This window comes from Streptomyces sp. NPDC043996 (assembly GCF_056435225.1).
The window spans coordinates 252,358-275,766 of sequence record NZ_JBWKEY010000003.1 but is presented as its reverse complement, the minus strand read 5'-3'; the positions used below and the strand labels follow the sequence as shown (position 1 = coordinate 275,766).

Here is a 23,409-nt window from a genome sequence, read left to right as displayed (position 1 = left end):
GATCATGGCCCCGTAAGCTTCCGGCGCGTCGGGCAGTCTGTGGACCTGCCCGCTAAGGCACGACGTTGGGGCCATGATCTTCGAGGCTCGCGCCAAAGTGGCTGCCTAAAGCCTCAGATCGCCGACCCCCGGCCACGACGGTCCCGGCCCTCAGCTACTGGTCGAGGCGCTCCGTCCGTAGGAGTGTTGCGGTGTGGGGCGCTGGGCGTCCGGCCGGGACCGGCGGGTACGCCGCACGCCCGGCCGGGGCGCCCGGGCGGCCCGGCGCGCCGCAGGCGCGCCCTTGAGGAAGTGAAGGAAGTTTCGACAGCTGCGCTGCCCTCAGGCGCGGGCGCGGCGTGCGGGCTGCTTGTCAGCAGTGATCCGGTAGGCGAGTTCGGCGCGGTCCGCGCCCACGCGGAGCTCTTCGAGCATCAGGGGCTGGCCGTCAGTGCCATGGGTGATGCGGGCCAGGTGCAGCAGAGGTGTGGCGTCCGGGAGCTTCAGGGCGCTGCGTTCGTCGGGCAGCGGCATACGGGCGCGGACGGTCTCGGACCACGTCAGCTTGTGCCCGGCCGCATCAAGAAGGCCGTAGAGCGCGACGGGCTGCTGATCCGGACTTTCGGCCAGGTGCGGGATGCCTTCGGCGGCCTCGAAGGGGATCGACGTCCGGTGCATCGCGCGGGTGCCGGTGGCGGGGTCGGTGAGCAGGCGGTCGCAGCAGAAGAGGGCTTCCTCTTCGCCGAGGTTGAGGGCATGGCCGGTCTCCTTCGTGGTGCGCGACCGGTACGTGCTCGGTGCCTCGGCCTCGTCCCACTCGGTGCCGTCGGGCAGTGTGAAGCGGCCTTCGCGAGTGCGGGTGATGCGGCGCTCCAGGGTCACCGCGGGTTGTCCGTCGGAGCGTACGAAGCTGCCTTTGCCGTGTCGGACGTCGATCAGGCCTTCGGCTCGCAGGGCGGCGATGGCGTTGCGGACGGTGGGGCGGGAGACCTGGTAGCGGGTCATGAGCTGTGCTTCGGACGGCAGCGGGCTGTCGGGCGTGAACTCGCCGGACAGGATCGCTTCGCGGATGGCGGCGGCGACCTGCTGGTAGAGCGCTCCGGGGCGTTGGATCTCCGTCATCTGGGCACCTTCGTCATCGGCGTCTAAGTCATCGTCACGTCGCACGCGTGACATCACTCGTCAGCATAAGTAGTTGCACCTCGACCGTGAAGAGCTCCATGCTCCTCACTCGTAAGGACAAGTGACGTCAGGAAGAGCTCCTGATGCCTCAAGTGGCCAAGGAGGCCAACAAAGTGCAGTCCATACCTGTGGACACGACGCGATTAGGCGTACTGCGGTGCGCCATCACGCCGGAAGTGAAGATCGGCAACAGCGAGACCGGAGAGGTGAAGAAGGACCGGGACGGCAACACCGTCTACACCGTGGCCGTGATGGTGCGGCAGGACGGGCGGCGGATCTCGGTGATCGAGATCGCGGTTGCCGGGGAGCCGAAGGGTCTGGAGGAAGGGCAGATCGTCAAGGTCACCGGGCTGACGGCGTTCGCCTGGGCGATGGGTGACCGTCATGGCGTGAGCTTCCGCGCGGAGGCCATCACGCCCATGCCGGGCACGACCGCGCCCCAGGTGGCCCGGTCCGGCAAGGCGGGCGGGGGCGCCTGATGGATGCCGTCCTGCTCGCCTTCGTGTTAGCCGTGCTGGCCTGGCTGCTGGTGATCGGGGACCAGTTACGGCGGCTGCGACCGGTCTGGCACTGGTACGTCACCGGCTACCCCATCGCGGCGTTGCGGGTGCTGTTCACCTGGCGCCGGGTCGCGGTCCTCAACGACCTGGCCGTCTCCAAGCGCCCGGCGCGGGGGCTGCTCGGGGATCTGGTGGTCAAGGGTGATCCGCTGCGGCCGGTGGCCCCGCGCGTCTCCTTCCCTCGCGCTCAGCGCATGGGCCTGCGGGTGGTGGTGCGGCTGCATGCGGGGCAGACCCCGGCGCCGTATCTTCAGGCGGCCGATGCCTTCGCGCACGCCTGGAAGATGCACGCCGTACGCGTCACGTCCCCTGAGCGGGGTGTGGTGGTGCTGGCGGCCACGGCCAGCGATCCGCTTCAGCGGCCTGGCCTGGTCTCCGCACCCACCTCGCACCTGGCCGCGCTCGTCGGGGTGCTGGAGAGCGGCGGGGCGTGGGTGATGGACCTGCGGCTGACCCCGCACTGGCTGATCGCCGGGGCCACCCGGTCGGGGAAGTCGACGCTGCTGGCCCGGTTGATCACTCAGCTTGCCCCGCAGGACGTCGCGCTGGTCGGGATCGACTGCAAGGGCGGCATGGAACTCGGTCTGGTGGCCCGCCGCTTGTCGGCGCTGACGACGTGCAGGCGTGAGGCGGTGGCCGTGCTCGGCGCGCTCGTCGAGGACATGCACGACCGGATGCGTGAGTGCCGTGCGGCGGGGGTGCGCTCGATCTGGGAACTGCCCGACAAGCTCCGACCCGTCCCCGTCGTGGTGATCGTCGACGAACTGGCCGAGCTGTACCTGTCCGACGGTACCCGTGAAAGCCGGGCCGAAGTCGAGCGCTGCTCCACCCTGCTGCTGCGCCTGGCCCAGCTTGGCGCCGCGCTGGGCATGCACCTGGTCGTCGCCGGGCAGCGCGTCGGCTCCGACCTTGGGTCCGGTGTCACCGCCCTGCGCGCGCAGCTTGGCGGCCGGGTCTGCCACCGCGTCCACGACCCCGGCACCGCCGAGATGGCCTTGGGAGACCTGAACAAGGACGCCGTGGCGGTCGCGCAGTCGATCACCGCACAGGAGAAGGGCGTGGCGGTGTGCACCGGCCCGGACGGCGGCTGGAGCCGCGCCCGCTCCCACCTGACCACCACCGAGGAAGCCCGGTCCACGGCTGACAAGCACGCCGGTCTGACCCCGCCCCTTCCGGCTGTCGCTCACGCGCTGGCCGCCCTCCAGGGAGGCACCCCGTGACTGTGATCAATGAAGGCGCCGCGCTCTCCCTCGCGCTGATCTTCGGCACCGTCACCGTCTTCCTCGTCCGCTCCCGGGACATGCGCGTGCACCACGCCATCTGCGCCGTCCTGCTCGGGATCTACCTCGGTCAGACCCCGGTGGCCCTGAACGTCCACGAACTCATCACCTGGCTCACCAACGGCTTCTCCCAGCACTGACCGCCGACCCCGAAAGGCATCCCCCGTCATGCCCATGAGCCGCGTGAAATGCCCCCACTGCAAGGGCGAAGGCGCCCGCTCCACCTGGACCGGCCACCGCCACCGCTGCCGCTACTGCCGGGGCACCGGAACCATCCGCTGACCTACCGCCCGCCAACCCGCTAACCCGCACAAGGAGTGAAGCCCATGGACCACACTGCGCCACCCACCCCCAACCGTGCCGCTGCGGCGGCCCACCCCGGAAGGTCCCCACCATCACCCCCGAGCCCACCCCGGCTGCCAGGCGCGCCGTCCTCGACCGCGCGGCGCGCCTGCGCCAACTCCCCGAAACAGACCGCGACGCCCTACGCATCGCCCAAGACCCCAAGTTCCCCCGCTGGCTGGCCCAGATCACCGCCACCGGCGGCTGCGCCCACCCCATCCACCTCTCCGGCTCCACCACCACCTACGAGACCGCGACCGGTGCGATCGTCCACCACTACGACACCCGCGACGAACCCGGCGAACGCCTCCTGGTCCGCTGCCGCAACCGACGCCACACCGTCTGCGCCCCCTGCTCCCGCCTCCACGCGGGCGACACCTACCACCTCGTCCGCGCGGGCCTGCTCGGCGGCAAGAACGTCCCCACCACCGTCCGCCACCGGCCCCGCCTCTTCGTCACCCTCACCGCCCCGTCCTTCGGCCCCGTGCACCGCGCCGGGGACCTCTGCCGCCCCCGCCGGGAACGCGGACGCTGCGAGCACGGTCGGCCCCTCGGCTGCGGAGCCGCCCACGCCCCGGAAGCCGCCCTCGTCGGCCAACCGCTGTGCCCGGCCTGCTACGACTACACCGCCCACGTCCTGTGGCACGCCCACGCCGCAAAGCTCTGGGACCGATTCGCCATCGACGTCCGGCGCCGCCTCGCCGCCGCCGTCGGCCTCGTATAGTCCCGCTTCCACGCGCACGCGCGCCTGTCCTTCGCCCGCATCGCCGAGTACCAGCAACGCGCCGCCATCCACCTCCACGCCGTCATCCGCCTCGACGGCCCCGCCGGACCCGACGACGAACCCCCGCCCTGGGCTACGGCGGAACTCCTCGCCCACGCCGTGCGCGCGGCCGCGAGCCGTGTCGTCGTCCGCACCCCCTACAGCGCCGCCGTCGGCGAACTCGTCCTGCACTGGGGCACTCAGCTCGATGCCCGCTCCGTCCACGCCGACGGGCACGGCCCCGATGACGACGCGGTGGCCGCCTACGTCGCCAAGTACGTCACCAAAGGCGCCAGCGAAACCGGAGCGGGCACCGACCACAGGCTCACCACCTGGGACGACATAGCCACCGCCCCCGTCACCGCCCACGTCCGCACCCTCATGCGTACCTGCTGGCGCCTCGGCGGCCTCCCCGAGTACGCGCCGCTGCGGCTCCGGGCCTGGACCCACACCCTCGGCTACCGGGGTCACATCCTGACCAAGTCGCGCGCCTACTCCACCACGTACGCCGCCTTGCGCGTCGAACGCGCTGAGCACCGGGGACGGACAACCGAGTCCGGAACCGTCACGGACGCTCGCTGGCGCTACATCGAGTCCGGCCACACCTGCGGTGCCGCACTCATCGCCGCCGGGGTTGCTGAGGACCTCGCGCAGTCCCGCGAGTGCTGCGCGGAGGAAAGGGCGGCGGACGGGTGGCGGCGCTGATGGCGGGTACTCCCGAGTGCACCTCTCCGGCAGCCGACTGGCTCCCGTCGAGTCGTTCCCCCGAGGTCGCGCTGGAGGGCAAGATCGAAAGTGAGATCGTGATCGTGGACGAAGACGGCACGGAGGAAGTGTTCGACCCCTCGTCCTGGTTCGAGGGAAGCCGGTGAGCCCACTCCCTATATATGAGGTGTGGCCACCGGCGCCTCCCTGGCTGCCGAAGCGTCAGAACGCTTCCGCGAAGTCGTCCGCCTTGATGACCAGCCGATCCCGGACGTCCTTCGGGATCATCAGCTTCATGCGGATGTGGGGCGCGCGGACCCCCTTGACCTTGGTCCGCTTGATACTGCACTTCACGCCGACCCTCAGCAGATCCGCACCCATGGCCTCCATCCCGCCCTCCTCCCAGCGGGCTCGGAAGGTCTTGCCGTCGTGTACGGCCTCCCACCGGTCCTTGGTGCTCTCGGGGTCGATGTTCTCCAACTGTTGGATGAGCTCGTCGAGCGTCTTCTCCGCACGCTCCCTCGTGAACAGGGTCTTCGTGAAGCGTCCGTCTGGCTCAAGGCCGGACATGTAGTAGCTGACGGAGTCCTCCAAGCGCTTCTTTTCCTTGCGGACCTCCGCGCCGTGGCGGTACTCACGCAGCATCACCGGCTCGTCGCCGAGCACCCGCAGGACGTCTGCGGCGAGCTGGCTGTAGATCTCGTACGGGTTCGGTGCCCCCTGGCCCCCGCCCTTGCACTTGCCGCATCGTAGATAGGTGTAGTGCCTGCCCTTGTTCTTGTTCCTCTGCACGGTCATGTTCGCTGTGCAGTCGTGGCACACCAGGACGCCGAGGAACTTCGTCGCACCGCCGGGGTGGCGGGCGGGTTGGTTCTTTCCCCGCAGGTCGAGCACCTTCTGGAGGCTGCAGAACTCGTCTTCAGTGAAGACGGGCGGCGCGACACGGATGGGCTTGCCGTCGTTGCCCAGCACGATCTTCGAGCGGCGCTTGCCTCCGCTCTTGTCCTCCTCGACCCGGTATCCCATGAGCGCCGGGTTTCTGAGCCGACGCAGAAGGGTCGACGGCGTGAGACCCGCGCCGCAGAGTCCGGAGCGCACGAGGACCCTCACCATGCGGCGCGCGGACGCTGGCGTTGCTCTCATGGCGGCGCTGCGGCACCAGTGCAGCGCCTTGTATGCCTCCACATCGTAGGCGAGGACAATCTTGTGGTTCTCGTCCCGCGCGGTCTTGTAGCCGTAGGCAGGCTTGCCCACCAGCCACTCGCTCTGCGTTTTCGTGTAGTCCCAGAGGCTGGCGACGCGTGTGCTGGTGTTCGCCGCCTCGATCTCGGCGATGCCACCGATGATCGTCACCATGATCTTCCCAGTCGTGGTGGTCAGATCGATGGGGTCGTGCTTCGAGACAAGGTTCTTTCCGTACTTCAAACACCAGTCGATCATGGTGCTCAGGTCTGAGAGGCGACGGACGAAGCGGTCCAGCTTCCAGAAGAGGAGGACATCGAACTCCGGCGCCCGGTTGTTGAGCCAGTTGCCCAGCTCCTTGCGCTTCCACGGTGGGACCTTCGTTGCCGAGACATTGAGGTCGCTGGCGACACCCACCACGCGAAAGCCGCGCTCCCGGGCCAGCAGGCGGAGATCCAGCTCCTGCCTGGCGGGCGACGTCGTGTCGTCGGTGAGGACGGAGAGCCGCACGGAGATCAACGCCTGTGGGGCGTCGTCCGGTAAGCGGGCCTCCACCCTCCGTAACTCCTCCAAGAGCGCGAGGTCGGCCTCCGACCACTCCGTCTCTGTCGTGTACCGCTTCTGATCGGCCGCTGCGCGCGACCGCCGCGTACGATTCCCCATGTCAGAGGACCGTAGGGCGGGTTTTAAGACCGTGTCTATATGGCCGCAGATGGACACGTCCATCCAGATCGGCCCGACCGGCAAGAAGCTGCTGCCGCTGACGGTCGTCAAGTAGTTCCAGCGGTATCAGTTCGGAAACAGGGGGAAACGAGACGCCGTTGACGGCGTCTTGATGCGGCATGGACCTGGAGAAGCGGCTCCCCGCGGAGCCTGACGCCGCACCCGTGCACCAGAGCGCCCCCGAGCCCGCGCCGCGGGCCGAGGGGTGTCTGGTGGTGGCGCTGCGGCTGCCGGTGCGGATCGTGGTCCTGGTGCTCGTGGTGCCGGTGCGGCTCGTGTGGGACGCGCTCGTGGTGTGCGGGCGGTTCCTGTACGACCGGGCGCTGCGGCCCGTGGGGCGCGCGCTCGCCTGGGTCGGGCGGGGCGTCGGGGCCGTGCTCGGCTTCGTCGGCAAGGCGCTGTTCGTCTGGCCCTGGGTGGCGCTGTGGCGGTATGTGCTCAAGCCGGTCGGGGCGGGGCTCGCCTGGCTGCTGCGGATGCTGCTCGTGGTGCCCGCCGTCTGGGTGTACCAGGCGCTGCTCACGCCCCTCGGGCACGGCGCCGCCTGGCTGGGCCGTGTGCTGGTGCTCGTGCCCGCGCGATGGCTCTACGCCCGCGTGCTCACCCCGGCAGGCCACGGCCTCGCCTGGCTCGCCGCCGGGATCTGGTGGCTGCTGCGGGGCGCCGGCCTCGGCGTCTGGTGGGTGGTGCGCGGCATCGGCCTCGTGGTCGGCACACTCTTGCGGTGGATCTTCGTGGTGCCCGTCGTCGCCCTGTGGCGGTGGGTGCTCGCCCCGGTCGGGCGGGGCATCGCCTTCGTCGCCCGGGAGGTCGCGGACGCCTTCGGGCACGCCTGGCGGGTCGCCGGGCACCTCTCGCGGACCGTCTGGGGCTTCCTCGCCCGGCTCTTCCGGTGGATCTTCGTGGATCCGCTGCGCTGGGTGTACCGGACGGTGTGCACACCGGTGGGCCATGCCGTACGGGACGCGCTGTGGCGCCCGGCCGCCCGCGCCGGACGGGCCGTCGGCCGGGCGACGCGGCAGGCGCTCGGATCGGTGCGCGACAGCGTCCGCGAGGCCCGCGCCGACGTCCGGCGCCTGCTGTTCGGGGCGCCCCGCGAGCGGGCGGCGGTGACCGGGGCCCGTGAGGACCGGCGGGAACCCGCTGGCCGGAAGCGCGTACTCTAGGGAGAAGGGTCCGGCGCGAGACGTCCTCGCCCACGCGGGGGTGGGCCGGACCACGACACCGGGCAAGCGCCCGCCCTGACGCGCTCCCCACCCCGGTGGGGACGGCGTCACGGACCGCGTACACGAGGAGAAGTTCCCCTGGGCAAGCGACAGCCCGAAGGCCCGCCGCCCGCGCCCGTGGCGCAGCGCATCCGACTGCGCTACACCAAGCGCGGCCGCCTCCGGTTCACCAGCCACCGTGACTTCCAGCGCGCCTTCGAGCGGGCGCTGCGCCGCGCCGAGGTGCCCATGGCGTACTCGGCGGGCTTCACCCCGCACCCGAAGGTGTCGTACGCCAATGCCGCACCCACCGGCACCGGCAGCGAGGCCGAGTACCTGGAGATCGCGCTCACCGCGCCCCGCGACCCGCACGAGCTGCGGGAGCTGCTCAACGAGTCGCTGCCCGCCGGGCTCGACATCACCGACGCCGTCGAGGCCCGCACCTCCGGGCTCGCGGAGCGTCTTACGGCTTCCGTGTGGGAGCTGCGCCTGGACGGCGTGGAGCCCGCCGACGCCGAGCGGGCCGCCGCCGCCTTCCGCACCGCGGAGACCGTCGAGGTCCAGCGGCGCACGAAGAACGGGATGCGCACGTTCGACGCCCGCGCCGCCGTCGTGAGCCTGGACGTCCTCGGCCCGGAGGCGCTCGCCTCCGCCGCCGAGAGGCCGGCTGATAGGCCGACGGACGGGCCCTGTGCGATACTGCGGCTGGTTGTACGGCACGTGACACCTGCCGTCCGACCCGACGACGTCCTGTCCGGTCTCCGAGCTGTGGCCGACCTGGCGCCGCCGGTCCCCGCAGCGGTGACCAGGCTGGCGCAGGGGCTTTTCGATGACGAGACCGGCACGGTGACCGACCCGCTCGCGCCCGACCGCGAGGCAGTCACGGCCGCCCCGGCCGATCGGCACCCCGATACAGGGGCCGCCGCAGCTGCCGCCGCGAAGGCGCCGGCGTAAGGAAGGTCCCGCGCAGGGGCGTTCGCCGAGAACACCGCAGCGCCGCCCTTGTACTCGGGAGCCACCTGGGTCGGGCAGCGCACTGACCAGAAGACTTTCGCCAGGCCGTCCGCCAGGAGCGTACGGAACCGGCGAGACAAGACACAGACAGCTCCCGTGCGGCGCCCACGCCCTCGGATGGCGGCCCCGCGCGACAAGCGAGGGCCGCGGGTACGTCCGGTACACGGCGCGGCGCCCGGGAGCGTGACGGGAGAACCGCCCGCATGCTTGAGCCGAACGACCCCACTGAGGGCTCGCAGAACAGCAGCACCCCCAGCGACACGCTGCCGCCGCGCCGTCGGCGCCGCGCCGCGTCGCGCCCCGCGGGACCGCCCGCGGGCACCACCACGAGCGCCGCGCCGGCCATACCGGCCGCCCCCGCCGCCGTGGACACGGATCTCGAGGACGCCGAGGTCGAGGTAGAAGCAGAAGAGACGGAAGAGACGGCCGTCGCTGAGTCGGTCGTGGAGGCCGCTCCGGCTGGTCGTACGCGTCGTCGTGCGACGCGTCGTGCTTCGGCTCCGGCCGGTGCGCCGAAGGGCGTCGATGAGGCCGCGCGGGAGGCGGAGCCCGCCGTCGAGCCGGTCGCCGTCGAGGCCGCTGAGTCGGTCGTGGAGGCCGCTCCGGCTGGTCGTACGCGTCGTCGTGCGACGCGTCGTGCTTCGGCTCCGGCCGGTGCGCCCAAGGGCGTCGATGAGGCCGCGCGGGAGGCGGAGCCTGCCGCTGAGCCGGTCGCCGCCGAAGCCGCTGAGCCGGTCGTGGAGGAGCAGCCGGAGGCCGCCGCGCCGCGTCGTTCGCGCCGCCGTGCGACCCGCGCCGCCTCGGCGCCCACCGACGCCGCCGTGGCCGCTGAGTCCACCGGGGCCGCTGAGTCCACCGTGGCCGCTGAGTCCACCGAGGCCCCTGCGGCCGCCGCCGTGGCCAAGCCCGCCGCCGAGCCGGTCGAGGAGCAGCCGGAGGCCGACGCCGCCGCGCCGCGCCGTTCGCGCCGCCGCGCCACCCGCGCCGTCTCCGCGCCCCCCGCCGACGCGCGGGCCGAGGAGGCCGCCGAGGCCCCTGAGCCCGCAGCTGAGCTGGCCGCCGCCGAGGCCGCCGCGCCCGTCGAGGCACCCGAGGCCGCCCCCGCCGCCGACAGCGAGGCGCCGCGTCGCGCCCGCCGCCGTGCCACCCGGGCCGCCGCCGAGGCCAAGCCGGTCGAGGACGCCAAGCCCGCCAAGAGCGCCGAGGCCGAGGACGACGCCCCGCGGGCCCGTGGCCGCCGCCGTGCGACCCGCAAGGCCGCCGCCGGGTTCAGCGCGCCCGCCGGGCACCGTACGCGGGGCGACGACGAGTCCGGGCAGCGCCCCGCGCGCCCCTCCGTCGCCGTGTTCCAGGCGCCGGTGTTCACCGAGCCGATGTTCCAGACCCCGGAGCGCGCCGCCGCCGCGGCCGCCGCCGAGGCCGCTGAGGCCGCCGCGCCCGAGCCCGAGCGCGCGCCCGTCGTCGAGGCCGTCGAGGAGGAGACGGGCCCGCGCCGCCGGCGCCGCCGCCGCGCCGCGGACGAGCAGCCCGCCGCCGTCGAGGCCCCGCAGGCGCCCGCCGAGGCCGCCGCGCCCGTCGAGGCGACCGCGTCCGAGGAGCCGCAGGACGCCGAGGCCGAGGCCGACGAGGCCATGGACGCCGAGGACTCCGGCGAGCGCCAGGGCCGTCGCCGTCGCCGTGGCGGCCGTCGCCGCCGCCGTGGCGATTCCGCCGACGCGGACGCCGCGCAGGACGCCGATGACGTCGCCGCCGAGCAGGCGGAGCAGGACGCTGAGGACACCGCCGAGCAGGACGCGGAAGACGCCGCGGACGCTGAGGACGCCATGGACGCCGAGGAGAGCGGCGCCGGGTCCAGCAGCAGCCGTCGCCGTCGCCGTCGCCGTCGTCGCGCCGGTGACGCCACCGAGGCCGAGCCGGGCGACGGCGACCCGGAGCGCACGGTCGTCAAGGTCCGCGAGCCGCGCAAGAAGAGTGACGACGCGCCGTCGGACGAGGTGCAGTCCATCAAGGGCTCGACCCGTCTCGAGGCGAAGAAGCAGCGCCGCCGCGAGGGCCGTGAGCAGGGCCGCCGCCGGGTGCCGATCATCACCGAGGCGGAGTTCCTGGCGCGCCGCGAGGCCGTCAACCGCGAGATGATCGTCCGCCAGAACGGCGACCGCACCCAGATCGGCGTCCTCGAGGACAACATCCTCGTCGAGCACTACGTCAACAAGGAGCAGTCGACCTCGTACGTCGGCAACGTCTACCTGGGCAAGGTGCAGAACGTCCTGCCGTCGATGGAGGCCGCCTTCATCGACATCGGCAAGGGCCGCAACGCCGTCCTGTACGCCGGTGAGGTCAACTTCGAGGCGCTCGGCATGGCCAACGGGCCGCGCCGCATCGAGTCCGCCCTGAAGTCGGGCCAGTCGGTCCTCGTACAGGTCACCAAGGACCCGATCGGCCACAAGGGCGCCCGCCTGACCAGCCAGGTCTCGCTGCCCGGCCGCTACCTGGTCTATGTGCCCGAGGGCTCGATGACCGGCATCAGCCGCAAGCTGCCCGACACCGAGCGCGCGCGTCTGAAGACCATCCTCAAGAAGATCGTCCCCGAGGACGCGGGCGTGATCGTGCGCACCGCCGCCGAGGGCGCGAGCGAGGACGAGCTGCGCCGCGACGTCGAGCGGCTCCAGGCGCAGTGGGAGGACATCCTCAAGAAGTCGAAGATGTCCACGACCAGCTCCCCGAGCCTGCTCTACGGCGAGCCGGACATGACCGTCCGTGTGGTCCGCGACATCTTCAACGAGGACTTCTCCAAGGTCATCATCAGCGGTGACGAGGCCTGGCAGACCATCCACGGGTACGTCTCGCACGTCGCGCCCGACCTCGCCGACCGGCTCCAGCGCTGGACGTCCGAGGTGGACGTCTTCGCGACGTACCGGATCGACGAGCAGCTCGCGAAGGCGCTCGACCGCAAGGTGTGGCTGCCCAGCGGCGGCTCGCTGGTGATCGACAAGACCGAAGCCATGGTCGTGATCGACGTCAACACCGGCAAGTTCACCGGTCAGGGCGGCAACCTCGAAGAGACCGTGACCAGGAACAACCTGGAGGCGGCCGAGGAGATCGTGCGCCAGCTGCGCCTGCGCGACCTGGGCGGCATCGTCGTCATCGACTTCATCGACATGGTCCTGGAGTCCAACCGGGACCTGGTCCTGCGGCGGATGCTGGAGTGCCTGGGCCGCGACCGTACGAAGCACCAGGTCGCCGAGGTGACCTCGCTCGGCCTGGTGCAGATGACCCGCAAGCGGGTGGGCCAGGGCCTTCTGGAGTCCTTCTCCGAGACCTGCGTCCACTGCAACGGCCGCGGTGTGATCGTGCACATGGACCAGGCGACGTCCGCCGGTGGCGGCGGCAAGCGCAAGAAGCGCGGCCGCGGCGGCGCGGGCGAGCACACGCACGAGGCCGTGGCGGGGACCGAGTCCGGCGAAGAGACGGCGGCCGAGGTCGCCGCCGAGGTCGCCGATCCGGTGGCGCTGCCCGAGCCCGACTTCGCCCCCGACGAGGAGCTGTACAGCAGCGCCGCGGAGGCAGAGGCGGCCGCGACCCGGGGCCGTTCGCGCCGCCGGGCCACGCGCCGGGCGTCGGCTCCGGCGGGCTCGCCGCAGCCGGAGCGGGAGCAGCGGGCCGAAGGGTCCGCACCGGTCGAGGAGACCGCCGCTGCCGCCGCCGAGACCGCTGAGGCCCCGGCCGCGGAGCGGGCGGAGTCCGGCAAGAAGGCGAAGAAGGCCAAGTCCCGTACGGCCAAGGCGGAGCCGGTCGCGGCCGAGCCCGTGGTGACCGAGCCGGTCGCGGCTGAGCCCGTCGTGGCCGAGCCCGTGGTGGCGGACGCCCCGGCGCCCGCCCCGGCGCCCGCCGCCGAGGAAGCCGCCGCTCCCCAGGGGCGTCCGCGGCGCCGCGCGACCCGCAAGGCGTCGGCCCCGGCCGGTGCGCCGAAGGCCGCGGGTGACGCCGAGGTGATCGTCACGGAGACGGCGAAGCCGGAGCCCGTGGCCCCGGCCGCGCCGGAGCCCGTGGCCGCCGCCGAGCCGGTCGCCGAGGCCGCCCCGGAGCCGGTCGCCGAGGCCCCGGCCCGGCCGCGCCGCCGCGCCGTGCGCAAGGCGACCGCGCCGACCGCGTCGGCGGAGACGGCCGTGACGGTCGTCCCGTCCGCGGAGAAGCCGGAGCCCGCCGAGGCCCCGTCTGAGGTCACCGAGGCCGCTGAGGCCGCCGACGCGGCCCCGGAGGCCGAGGCCAAGGCCGCCAAGAAGACGGCGCGCAAGACGGCCAAGAAGGCCACCGCCAAGAAGGCCGCCACGAAGAAGACGGCGGCCAAGAAGACGACGGCGAAGAAGACGGCCGCGAAGAAGACCACGGCCAAGAAGGCGGCGAAGAAGACCACCGCCAAGAAGGCCGCGGCCGCGGAGCAGCCGTCGCCGTCCGCCGTCCCGGCCGACGCGAGCTGACCCCGGAGGTCACCGCGCTCCACCACGTGCCCCCGTCCGGCGTTCGCGCCGGGCGGGGGCACGGCCGTCGCCGCGCTCCCTTATCACCTATCCGTCGTCGATCCCCTTGTTTCCCGGCGTACTTGGCCGCCTGAGCGGCTAGCTGTAAGACTCGACCGGTCCGTCGGGCAAGGGGAGGGGTGGACGTGACGGCTGCGCGCCCGCGAGGTACACGAGGCATACGCCTGAGGGGGACGGGACGGCACCGCGCGGTGCCGAGGGGCACGGGCGGGCGCCGGGCCGCCGCGCTTGCCACGGTCCTGTCCGCCGCCCTGCCTGCCGCGACCACCGCCACCGCGGTGCCCGCGGCGCCCGCGGGGACGCCCTCCTGGCCCGAGGGCCCGGTGTTCAACGACCCGCTGGGCACCGTCGACCAGCAGCACGCGATACGCACCCGCCTGATCGAGCTCACCGAGGCGGCCGTGCCGGGGTCGACCATCAAGGCCGCCGTGTACCACGTGTGGGAGGAGCCCGTCGTGGAGGCGCTCGTCGCCGCCCACCGGCGCGGGGTCAACGTACAGATCCTGCTCGACTCGACCAGCAAGACCGACCGCCCGGACAACACCGCGTACCGCACGCTCGTGGAGGCGCTCGGCGCCAACCGGTTCGATCCCTCCTTCGTCAGGATCTGCCCGGCGGGGAAGTCGTGCCTGGGCGACCCGAAGTACGGCAAGTCGATCATGCACAACAAGTTCTGGCTGTTCTCCGAGGTCAAGGGCGCCCGGGACGTCGTCGTACAGACCACGTCGAACGCGACCCCCTCCGCCCACACCAAGTTCTTCAACGACGCGCTGCTGCTGCCGGACAACCCGGCCATGTACGACGCGTTCGCCGCGTACTTCAGCGACATGGTCGGCAAGGACTGGGCGGCCTGGGACTACCGCACGGTCAGCGAGGGACCGTACAAGGCGTACTTCTTCCCGCGCGGCGGCACCATCAAGGAGACCGACACCATGTACTCGGTCCTGAACAACGTCTCCTGCCGGTACAGGGACGCGAGCGGCGTCCAGCGCGCCACCAGGGTCCGCGCCTCCATCTTCAAGATCACGCGCAAGCAGATCGCCGACAAGCTGGTCTCCCTGAAGAAGGCGGGCTGCTCCGTCGACCTCGTGTACGCGGAGACGGACAGCGCCCGCAGCCAGGACGGCACCCCCGGCACCTGGGAGGCGCTGCACAGCGGCGGCCCCGCGATGCGCTGCTTCAACGACGACCGGGACCCGCTCAGGCCGGGCCAGAGGCTCACCACGCCCTACCTCATCCACAGCAAGTACGTGCTGATCGACGGCGTGTACGACGGCAGGCGCGACAAGGTGTCCTTCACCGGCTCGCAGAACTACACCGCGCCCGCGCTGCGGGAGAACGACGAGGCGATCGTGAAGGTGGACGACGACGCCGTGCACGACACCTACCTCAAGCACTTCGGGCAGGTGTGGCGGGTGGCCTGGCCGGGGGCGAACGACGCGACGGACCTGTGCCGGGGCGTGAAGCCGCTGCCGCCGGACGGTGAGAGGCCCGTCCGCTAGGGCGCTGGTCAGAGGGGGGCCGGGGCCTGGTTTGACCCGTACGGGCGGGCCCCGTAACCTTGACCGTCGGCGTGTCCATAGGCGCGCCCACCCCCGTAAACCTCTTCCTCCCGGGATCTTCACCCTTCGGGAGAGGCCGACCGCGCTGTCGCGCCGGACGGCTGGACTGCGGGGGTACCGTTCCGAGCGAGAGAGAGATCCGCGTGTACGCCATCGTGCGCAGCGGTGGTCGCCAGCACAAGGTTGCTGTCGACGACATCGTTGAGGTTGACAAGATTTCCACTGCCAAGGTTGGCGACACGGTCGAGCTCTCGACCCTGCTCGTTGTCGACGGCGACGCTGTGACCAGCGACCCGTGGGTGCTGGCCGGCATCAAGGTCACGGCCGAGGTCGTGGACCACCACAAGGGCGCGAAGATCGACATCCTTCGCTACAAGAACAAGACCGGCTACCGCCGTCGTCAGGGTCACCGTCAGCAGTACACGGCGATCAAGATCACCGGCATCCCCACGGCTGCGAAGTAAGGGACTGAGACAAGATGGCACACAAGAAGGGCGCATCGTCCACTCGGAACGGGCGCGATTCCAATGCTCAGCGGCTCGGTGTGAAGCGCTTCGGCGGTCAGACCGTCAACGCCGGTGAGATCCTGGTCCGCCAGCGCGGTACCCACTTCCACCCGGGCTCGGGCGTCGGCCGCGGCAAGGACGACACGCTGTTCGCCCTGGACGCCGGTGCGGTGGAGTTCGGTACCCACCGCGGCCGCAAGGTCGTGAACATCGTCCCGGTCGCCTGAACGGCACTCTGACCGGAACCTTCGCGAGGCGGACCTCACTTCCCATTCGGGAAGCGGGTCCGCCTTTCGCGTGTTAATCAAGAGACATTCCCGTACGTTTCTGGAGGCACTGAACCATGACCACCTTCGTGGACCGCGTCGAGCTGCACGTCGCCGCGGGTAGCGGAGGCCACGGCTGTGCCTCCGTCCACCGTGAGAAGTTCAAGCCGCTCGGCGGCCCGGACGGCGGCAACGGCGGCCGTGGCGGCGATGTGATCCTGGTCGTCGACCAGTCGGTCACCACACTCCTCGAGTACCACCACAGCCCGCACCGCAAGGCCACCAACGGCAAGCCCGGCGAGGGCGGCAACCGCTCCGGCAAGGACGGCCAGGACCTGATCCTGGTGGTGCCGGACGGCACGGTCGTCCTGGACAAGGCGGGCAACGTCCTCGCCGACCTGGTCGGCCACGGCACCTCGTACGTCGCCGCCGGCGGCGGCCGCGGCGGGCTCGGCAACGCGGCCCTCGCCTCCGCCCGCCGCAAGGCGCCCGGCTTCGCGCTGCTCGGCGAGCCCGGCGACGCGGGCGACGTGGTCCTGGAGCTGAAGACGGTCGCGGACGTCGCGCTGGTGGGCTACCCGAGCGCGGGCAAGTCCTCGCTGATCTCGGTCCTGTCCGCCGCCAAGCCGAAGATCGCGGACTACCCGTTCACGACCCTGGTGCCCAACCTCGGCGTCGTCACCGCGGGCTCCACCGTCTACACCATCGCCGACGTGCCCGGCCTGATCCCCGGCGCCAGCCAGGGCAAGGGCCTCGGCCTTGAGTTCCTGCGCCACGTCGAGCGGTGCAGCGTCCTCGTGCACGTCCTGGACACCGCGACCCTGGAGTCCGACCGCGACCCCCTCTCCGACCTCGACGTCATCGAGGCCGAGCTGCGGGAGTACGGCGCGGGCCTGGAGAACCGGCCCCGCCTCGTCGTCCTGAACAAGGTCGACATCCCCGACGGCCAGGACCTCGCCGACCTGGTCCGCCCCGACCTGGAGGCCCGCGGCTACCGCGTCTTCGAGGTCTCCGCCGTCGCCCACAAGGGCCTCAAGGAGCTCTCGTTCGCCCTCGCCGAGCTGGTCGCGGGCGCGCGCGCCGCCAAGCCCAAGGAGGAGGCCACGCGCATCGTCATCCGGCCCAAGGCCGTGGACGACGCGGGCTTCACGGTCACGCGCGAGGACGACGAGGACGGGGAGCCGCTGTACCGCGTGCGCGGCGAGAAGCCGGAGCGCTGGGTCCGCCAGACCGACTTCAACAACGACGAGGCCGTCGGCTACCTGGCCGACCGCCTCAACCGCCTCGGCGTCGAGGACAAGCTGATGAAGGCGGGCGCCCGCGCGGGCGACGGCGTCGCCATCGGCCCCGAGGACAACGCCGTCGTCTTCGACTGGGAGCCGTCGATGTCCGCCGGTGCCGAGATGCTCGGCCGCCGTGGTGAGGACCACCGCCTGGAGGCGCCGCGCCCGGCCGCGCAGCGCCGCCGTGACCGCGACGCGGAGCGCGACGAGGCGGACCGCGCGTACGACGACTTCAACCCGTTCTAGAGTTTCCTGGGGGCGGTACCGTCCGCCCCCAGGAAACGCGAAGGGGCCCGGAGCGAATCACTCGCTCCGGGCCCCTTCGGCGTTTCGGCGTCAACGGCTACGCGGACTCGAACTCCTCCGCGTCGGCGCTCTCGGCGCCCTCAGCGGTCTCCGCGGCTTCGGCGGCCGCCTCAGCGGCCTCCTCGCGCTGCGCGGGAATCTCCGCCGCGACCCGCGCGGCGACCCGCACCCGCCGCTCGTCGGACTTCGCGCACAGCGCGAGGGCCGCCGCGTTGAAGCGGACGAGCGAGGGTGGGTCCGAGGGGCCGAGCAGGTGCTCCTTCAGCCCGGCGCGCGCGTCGGCGTACACGTCCAGCTCCGGGTGGCGCACCGACTCCAGGAGCGATGGCACCTCCTCCGCCTCCGGGGAGAGGATCGTCGCGGCCCGCACGGTCGGGAAGCCGGAGCGGAACTCCGCCTCGGTCATGCCGGACGTGTTGGCGACGGCGTACGGCTTCTCGCTGCTCAGCCAGTCCGACACCACCGAGGAGACGTCGCTGATCAGCACGTCGGCCTGGTTGAAGCAGGAGAAGATCGCCGGGCGCGACGCGACGATGTGGTGCTCCCACTCCGGCAGGGCCGCCCAGTAGGCCGACTCCCAGGCCAGCGTCGCCTCGATGATCGCGGCGCGGATGTCGCCGTCCGGCTTGCCCTGGAGCATCATGCGCTCCTGTTCGTCCGCGCCCTTGCGGAACTTCTTCGAGGTGAGCAGGCTCAGCTGCTCGGTGCGCAGCTCGAGCTCCGCGGCGGCCTCGGGGCTGGGGCGGACGCCGTCGCGCCGCGTGTTGGCCTCGCGGATCATGGCCTTGATGCGCTCGTTGGCGGCGCCCGCGGCCGGGTTCTGCGAGCCGGTCATCGGGTGCGGCTTGTAGATCAGGCGCACGGCCGGGTCGGCGAGCAGGTGCCGGACGATGTTCTCGCCCGCGAGGACCACCGAGGTGTTGCCGGGGTTGCCGTCCCAGCCCTCCCAGGTGGGCGCGTACAGGACGGTCGTGAAGGCGCCGGTGGGCGCGCCCGCGTACGGGCGGATCGGCGACAGCTGCGGGCGGCCGACCTCGACGACGTCCCGGTCGTCGACGCCGATGTCGGCGAGCTGGTAGCGCTCGCGCGCGGCGGGGCCCGCGATCCACACCTCGTCGTACGCCTTCGCGTACGGGTTGCAGGAGGACAGCTTGTCGCTCTCGCCGTGGTTGATGAAGGCGTGCTTGATCGACGGGATGCGCAGGACCTGCGAGGTCTTCGCGGCGTTCGCCGGGTGGAGGAGCATCTTCAGCGTCGACTGCTCAAGCGAGAACATCGTGGCGACCTTCGGGAAGCAGATGATCGGCACGTCCGTGGAGTCGATCTTCTGCACCATGAAGCGCTCACGGAGCACGATCAGCGGGTTGCCGTCGAGCTGCGAGAGCGTGGAGAGCCACATGTTGGCCTGGTACGCGGACGTCGTGCCGCCGGAGAAGTACATGCCGACCGTCGGCTGGTAGTCCGCAAGCCACTGGTCGAGCCACTCCATGACGGCGTCGGCGTTCTTGGCGCGCCGCTTCGGCCGCAGCCAGGACGCCAGGTAGACGACGCCGCCGGCGGCGAGCGCCAGCGAGACGGCGAGGCCGACGCCGCCCCAGTACGCGCTGGTGGTGGCCGCCGTGAGCACCATGCCCAGGGTCGTCGGCACCGAGAACAGGAGCAGGCGGCGCGCGTGCTGGCGGGCGAGCAGCCGCGGCGGCGCGGCGCTCAGGCGCAGCGCGGACGTGTCGATGTTGCGCGTGAGGATCGGCAGCTGGCGGCTGCGGCGGACCATGACGGCGGCGGCCGTGCAGGTGAAGTGCAGGGCGTAGAAGACGAGCAGCGAGATGGTCAGCGGCGACTGCTCGGAGAAGGGGTCGATGCCCTCGATGCGCAGCAGGCCGACCAGGATCAGCATGTCCCGCAGCAGCTGCCGGACGATCACGTCGAAGCGGACCTTGCCGAGCAGGGAGAGCAGTCCGGGCTGCTTGTACTGCAGATAGATGTCGAGCGCGAGGTTCGCCGCGGAGGCGGCGATGAACACCGGGACGTACGGAATCAGCGCGGTCACGAGCTGCGCCGTGAAGAGTGCGAACATCGTCAGCAGCGCGGTGAGCTGCACGATGCGGCGGTTGGCGAGTCCGGCGGAGGGCACGGGCTTGGGCTCCTGGCGGGGGCGGTCGGACGGGAGGAAGGCGGTGCGGGGTGCGGTGCGGGGTGCGGTGCGAAGGGCGGCGCCGAGGGGCACCGCCGGGCTCCGGACGCCTGGACGGCACTCATCCGGAATAGTGGAAGACCCCTGACCGTATGACGCCCGGTGCCTCCGGAGCAATCTTCCGTGATGGCAATCACCAAATAAAGGGGCAAAAGTCATGGAAGTCCCGGGACGGAATCCCGGGCCCAGGCTCCTTCGGCCCGCCTCCTGCGGCCGCCCGCGGGCCCCGCGCCGTCCAGCGGCCGGAACGCGTGGGCGCCCGGCTGGGATCTTCGCGTAGATTGCAGGTCCAGGAGCACCGGGATCATTGGGGAAGCGCGTGACAAGGCAGGGCGTGACCGAGGCCTACCGGGTCGTCGTCAAGGTGGGATCGTCGTCCCTGACCACCGCTTCGGGCGGCCTGGACGCGGACCGCGTCGACGCGCTCGTCGACGTCCTCGCCAAACACCGCGACGGCGGCGAGCACGAGGTCGTCCTGGTGTCCTCCGGCGCCATCGCCGCCGGGCTCGCCCCGCTCGGCCTGCACCGCCGCCCCAAGGACCTGGCCCGCCAGCAGGCCGCCGCCAGCGTCGGCCAGGGCCTGCTCGTCGCCCGCTACACGGCCTCCTTCGCCCGCTACGGCATCCGCGTCGGCCAGGTCCTGCTCACCACCGACGACACCAGCCGCCGCTCCCACCACCGCAACGCCTCGCGCACCCTCGACAAGCTCCTGGCCATGGGCGCGCTGCCCATCGTCAACGAGAACGACACCGTCGCCACCCACGAGATCCGCTTCGGCGACAACGACCGCCTCGCCGCCCTCGTCGCCCATCTGATCCGCGCCGACCTGCTCGTCCTGCTCTCGGACGTCGATGGCCTGTACGACGGCGACCCCGCGGCCCCGGGCACCTCCCGGATCTCCGAGGTCACCGGACCCGCCGACATCGCCCACGTCAAGATCGGCAGCGCGGGCAAGGCGGGCGTCGGCACCGGCGGCATGGTCACCAAGGTCGAGGCCGCCCGCATCGCCGCGGCCGCGGGCATCCCCGTCGTCCTGACCTCCGCGAGCCACGCCGCCGCCGCGCTCGCGGGCCGCGACACCGGCACCTACTTCCACGCCACCGGGCGCCGCTCCTCGGACCGCCTCCTGTGGCTCCAGCACGCCTCCGAGCCCCGCGGCTCCCTCACCCTCGACGACGGGGCGGTGCGCGCGGTCGTCGAGGGCCGCAAGTCGCTCCTGCCCGCGGGCATCGCCGCCGTCGACGGCGAGTTCAGCGCCGGGGACCCGGTGGAGCTGCGGGACGCCTCGGGGCGCGCCGTCGCCCGCGGCCTGGTCAACTTCGACGCCAAGGAGCTGCCCCGGCTCTTCGGCCGCTCCACGCGCGAACTCGCCCGCGAGCTCGGGCCCGCCTACGAGCGGGAGGTCGTCCACCGGGACGACCTGGTGGTCCTGCACCCCTGACCGGCGCCGAACGGCCCGCGCGAGCCCCCTGAACGCCTGCCCCCGCGAACCCGTGTGCGGTCGTACCGCTATCCCCGGCCACCCCACCCGCACCAGCGGAAAACAGGCCGAAAACAGGCGCGAACGCGGTGCGAGGACCGGCCCCCCGGAGGGGAAACTCCGGAAAATCGCCCCGCGCGACCGCTTGTCCTGCTCAACTTTGTGGCAAGGCAGTTCCGAACGACCGTTGCGTAACGACCGTTGCGCATCCGCACCACCACGGGTTGAAGGAGGCCGTCGTGAGACGAGTGCGCCCAGGGGCGGCGTCCCGCGGGCCGGCTGAGCGCGCCCTGACGAGCGTCGCCGCGGGGGCGACGTACGCCGGGGACGCGGGCGAGGGCGACGACCGGCAGGCGCGTGCGCGCGAGACGGACGAGAGTGCCGGGGCCACCGGCGGCGAGCAGGCCGAGGCCCCGCGCCTGTGGCACGTCACGCTCAGCGTCTCCGGCGCCCGCACCCCGCTCCAGGAGATCCGGCGCGGCCTCGAACAGCTCGCCCACGACCACCCCTTTCTGCTGACCAGCCGCTACGCCCACGACCACGCGGAGATCCGCTACTGGGAAGAGGCCCGCGACCTGCACGACGCCGCCGCGGTCGCGCTGCGCCTGTGGGGCGAGCACCGGCAGACGGCGCGGCTGCCGCCGTGGGAGATCGTCGGCCTCGAGGTCATCGACCGGGACACCTACCACCAGCGGATCGCGGAGGGGTACGGGCCGCTGCCCGCGACTCCGGTGGGGGTCCACCCGTTCTAGCCCTGGTGGCGGTCCGCCCAGCCCTGGTGGCGGTCCGCACCGGGGCCCCGCCGCCGGGGCGGGCGGAGGGGCCGACGAGGGGCACCGGCGGGGGTTACGCACCACTGGTCATTACCGGCCATGTCTCGCGGAGCGGGATACCGGCTGGACGGCTCGGGACACGCGGTTACGCTGCCCCCATGACCGCGCCCTCCCCGCTCTCGCCCTACGACAACATGACCCCCGTCGCCCAGGCCGCCTACCGCGCCCGCGCCGCCGCCGCGGTGCTCGCGCCGCTGCCGCGCGCCGAGAAGGACGACGCGCTGCTCGCGATCGCCGACGCCCTCGAAGTGCGCACGGCGGAGATCGTCGCGGCCAACGCCGAGGACATCGAGCGCGCCCGCGCGGCCGGGACCAGCGAGGCCATCGTCGACCGCCTCACGCTCACCCCCGAGCGGGTGCGGGCCATCGCCGCCGACGTCCGCGACGTCGTCGCCCTGCCCGACCCCGTCGGCGAGGTCGTCCGCGGCTCCACCCTGCCCAACGGCATCGACCTGCGCCAGGTCCGCGTCCCGCTCGGCGTCGTCGGCATCATCTACGAGGCCCGCCCGAACGTCACCGTGGACGCCGCCGCCCTGTGCCTGAAGTCCGGCAACGCGGTCCTCCTGCGCGGCTCGTCCTCCGCGTACGCCTCGAACACCGCGCTCGTGCGCGTGCTGCGCGACGCCGTCCACGGCGCAGGGCTGCCCGCCGACGCCGTACAGCTCGTGCCCGGCGAGAGCCGCGACTCCGTCCGCGAGCTGATGCGGGCCCGCGGCCTGGTCGACGTGCTCATCCCGCGCGGCGGCGCCTCGCTGATCAAGACCGTCGTCCAGGAGTCCACCGTCCCCGTCATCGAGACCGGCACCGGCAACTGCCATGTGTACGTGGACGCGCACGCTGACCTCGCCATGGCCGTCGAGATCCTGATCAACTCCAAGGCGCAGCGCGTCAGCGTCTGCAACGCCGCCGAGACCCTGCTCGTGCACGCCGACATCGCCGACGCCTTCCTGCCCCGCGCCCTGGACGCGCTGGCCGAAGCGGGCGTCACCGTCCACGCCGACGAGCGCGTGCAGGCCTACGCCGACGCCTCCAAGGCCACCGTCGTGCCCGCGACCGCCGAGGACTGGGAGACCGAGTACCTCTCGTACGACATCGCGGCCGCCGTCGTCGACACCCTGGAGCAGGCCGTCGAGCACATCCGGCTGTGGACCTCCGGGCACACCGAGGCCATCGTCACCACCTCGCAGCAGGCCGCCCGCCGCTTCACGCAGCTCGTGGACTCCACCACGGTCGCCGTGAACGCCTCCACGCGGTTCACCGACGGCGGCCAGTTCGGCTTCGGCGCGGAGATCGGCATTTCCACGCAGAAGCTGCACGCGCGCGGACCGATGGGGCTGCCGGAACTGACCTCGACGAAGTACATCGTCACGGGCGACGGGCACGTGCGCTGACGCGGAGCGGGACACGTGCGCTGACGCGGAGCCGGGCACGTGCGCTGACGCGCGGGGGCGTTCGGGGTCACACCCGCTGAATTCCCTTTCCGTCTGCCCAAATCCACCCCGCCAG

Annotated in this window: 17 protein-coding genes and 1 pseudogene; 15 read left to right on the top strand and 3 right to left on the bottom strand. The window is 72.1% G+C overall.

Going from position 1 to position 23,409, the window contains the following annotated elements; all coding sequences use genetic code 11:
* Positions 1-321: 321 nt before the first annotated feature.
* Positions 322-1,101, bottom strand: a complete 780-nt coding sequence (locus AC07A4_RS08630; protein WP_478594874.1) for a GntR family transcriptional regulator — start codon at positions 1,099-1,101, stop codon at positions 322-324.
* Between the two features lie 173 nt (positions 1,102-1,274).
* Here AC07A4_RS08630 and AC07A4_RS08625 point away from each other — a divergent pair, with 173 nt between their 5' ends.
* The 5 genes and pseudogenes from AC07A4_RS08625 to AC07A4_RS08605 all read left to right on the top strand — a co-directional run bounded on the left by AC07A4_RS08625 (position 1,275) and on the right by AC07A4_RS08605 (position 4,978).
* Entirely contained in the window at positions 1,275-1,640 is a 366-nt protein-coding gene (locus tag AC07A4_RS08625; protein WP_478594871.1) for an SCO3933 family regulatory protein, read from the top strand.
* On the top strand, positions 1,640-2,941 hold the full coding sequence (locus AC07A4_RS08620; RefSeq protein WP_478594868.1) for an FtsK/SpoIIIE domain-containing protein: 1,302 nt from the start codon (positions 1,640-1,642) through the stop codon (positions 2,939-2,941). The genes AC07A4_RS08625 and AC07A4_RS08620 overlap by 1 nt, the downstream gene beginning before the upstream one ends.
* Positions 2,938-3,141, top strand: coding sequence for a hypothetical protein (locus AC07A4_RS08615; RefSeq protein ID WP_478594865.1), 204 nt, complete (start codon positions 2,938-2,940; stop codon positions 3,139-3,141). Before AC07A4_RS08620 ends, AC07A4_RS08615 begins: the two co-directional genes overlap by 4 nt.
* Before the next feature lie 311 nt (positions 3,142-3,452).
* Positions 3,453-4,811: pseudogene (locus AC07A4_RS08610) on the top strand (replication initiator).
* Entirely contained in the window at positions 4,811-4,978 is a 168-nt protein-coding gene (locus AC07A4_RS08605; protein WP_478594862.1) for a hypothetical protein, read from the top strand. The pseudogene AC07A4_RS08610 and the gene AC07A4_RS08605 overlap by 1 nt, the downstream one beginning before the upstream one ends.
* A gap of 55 nt (positions 4,979-5,033) precedes the next feature.
* Here the strand turns inward: AC07A4_RS08605 and AC07A4_RS08600 are convergent, their stop codons facing one another.
* Positions 5,034-6,656, bottom strand: coding sequence for a recombinase family protein (locus AC07A4_RS08600; protein ID WP_478594859.1), 1,623 nt, complete (start codon positions 6,654-6,656; stop codon positions 5,034-5,036).
* 179 nt (positions 6,657-6,835) lie between these two features.
* On the opposite strand from AC07A4_RS08600, the gene AC07A4_RS08595 reads away from it, so the two are divergent.
* The 7 genes from AC07A4_RS08595 (at position 6,836) to obgE (ending at position 17,336) form a co-directional block, all read left to right on the top strand.
* Positions 6,836-7,882 carry a hypothetical protein gene (locus AC07A4_RS08595; RefSeq protein WP_478594858.1) on the top strand — a complete coding sequence of 349 codons (1,047 nt, stop codon included), beginning with the start codon at positions 6,836-6,838 and terminating at the stop codon, positions 7,880-7,882.
* A 177-nt stretch (positions 7,883-8,059) separates the two neighbouring features.
* On the top strand, positions 8,060-8,875 hold the full coding sequence (locus AC07A4_RS08590; RefSeq protein ID WP_478594856.1) for a TIGR03936 family radical SAM-associated protein: 816 nt from the start codon (positions 8,060-8,062) through the stop codon (positions 8,873-8,875).
* Positions 8,876-9,138: 263 nt separating this feature from the next.
* Positions 9,139-13,413: an Rne/Rng family ribonuclease gene (locus AC07A4_RS08585; RefSeq protein ID WP_478594854.1), complete on the top strand. Its 4,275-nt coding sequence runs from the start codon at positions 9,139-9,141 to the stop codon at positions 13,411-13,413.
* Positions 13,414-13,664: 251 nt separating this feature from the next.
* Positions 13,665-14,975 (top strand): phospholipase D-like domain-containing protein, encoded by a 1,311-nt coding sequence (locus tag AC07A4_RS08580; RefSeq protein ID WP_478594852.1) that lies wholly within the window; start codon positions 13,665-13,667, stop codon positions 14,973-14,975.
* Positions 14,976-15,178: 203 nt separating this feature from the next.
* Positions 15,179-15,499, top strand: coding sequence for a 50S ribosomal protein L21 (rplU, locus tag AC07A4_RS08575; RefSeq protein WP_030362614.1), 321 nt, complete (start codon positions 15,179-15,181; stop codon positions 15,497-15,499).
* A gap of 14 nt (positions 15,500-15,513) precedes the next feature.
* The gene (gene rpmA, locus AC07A4_RS08570; protein ID WP_030564037.1) at positions 15,514-15,768 is read left to right on the top strand and encodes a 50S ribosomal protein L27; all 255 of its coding nucleotides are present in this window, start codon (positions 15,514-15,516) and stop codon (positions 15,766-15,768) included.
* A 116-nt stretch (positions 15,769-15,884) separates the two neighbouring features.
* Positions 15,885-17,336: a GTPase ObgE gene (obgE, locus tag AC07A4_RS08565; protein WP_478594849.1), complete on the top strand. Its 1,452-nt coding sequence runs from the start codon at positions 15,885-15,887 to the stop codon at positions 17,334-17,336.
* Positions 17,337-17,433: 97 nt separating this feature from the next.
* Here obgE and AC07A4_RS08560 read toward each other — a convergent pair whose 3' ends face one another.
* Positions 17,434-19,530 (bottom strand): hypothetical protein, encoded by a 2,097-nt coding sequence (locus tag AC07A4_RS08560; RefSeq protein WP_478595908.1) that lies wholly within the window; start codon positions 19,528-19,530, stop codon positions 17,434-17,436.
* 394 nt (positions 19,531-19,924) lie between these two features.
* On the opposite strand from AC07A4_RS08560, the gene proB reads away from it, so the two are divergent.
* From proB to AC07A4_RS08545, 3 genes are all read left to right on the top strand, one after another.
* Positions 19,925-21,031 carry a glutamate 5-kinase gene (gene proB / locus AC07A4_RS08555; protein ID WP_478595906.1) on the top strand — a complete coding sequence of 369 codons (1,107 nt, stop codon included), beginning with the start codon at positions 19,925-19,927 and terminating at the stop codon, positions 21,029-21,031.
* A 278-nt stretch (positions 21,032-21,309) separates the two neighbouring features.
* A complete protein-coding gene (locus AC07A4_RS08550; protein ID WP_478594846.1) occupies positions 21,310-21,822 on the top strand; it encodes a hypothetical protein in 513 nt (170 codons plus the stop codon).
* Positions 21,823-22,001: 179 nt separating this feature from the next.
* Complete coding sequence (locus AC07A4_RS08545) at positions 22,002-23,294, top strand: glutamate-5-semialdehyde dehydrogenase (RefSeq protein ID WP_478594843.1); 1,293 nt, start codon at positions 22,002-22,004, stop codon at positions 23,292-23,294.
* Positions 23,295-23,409 lie beyond the last annotated feature (115 nt).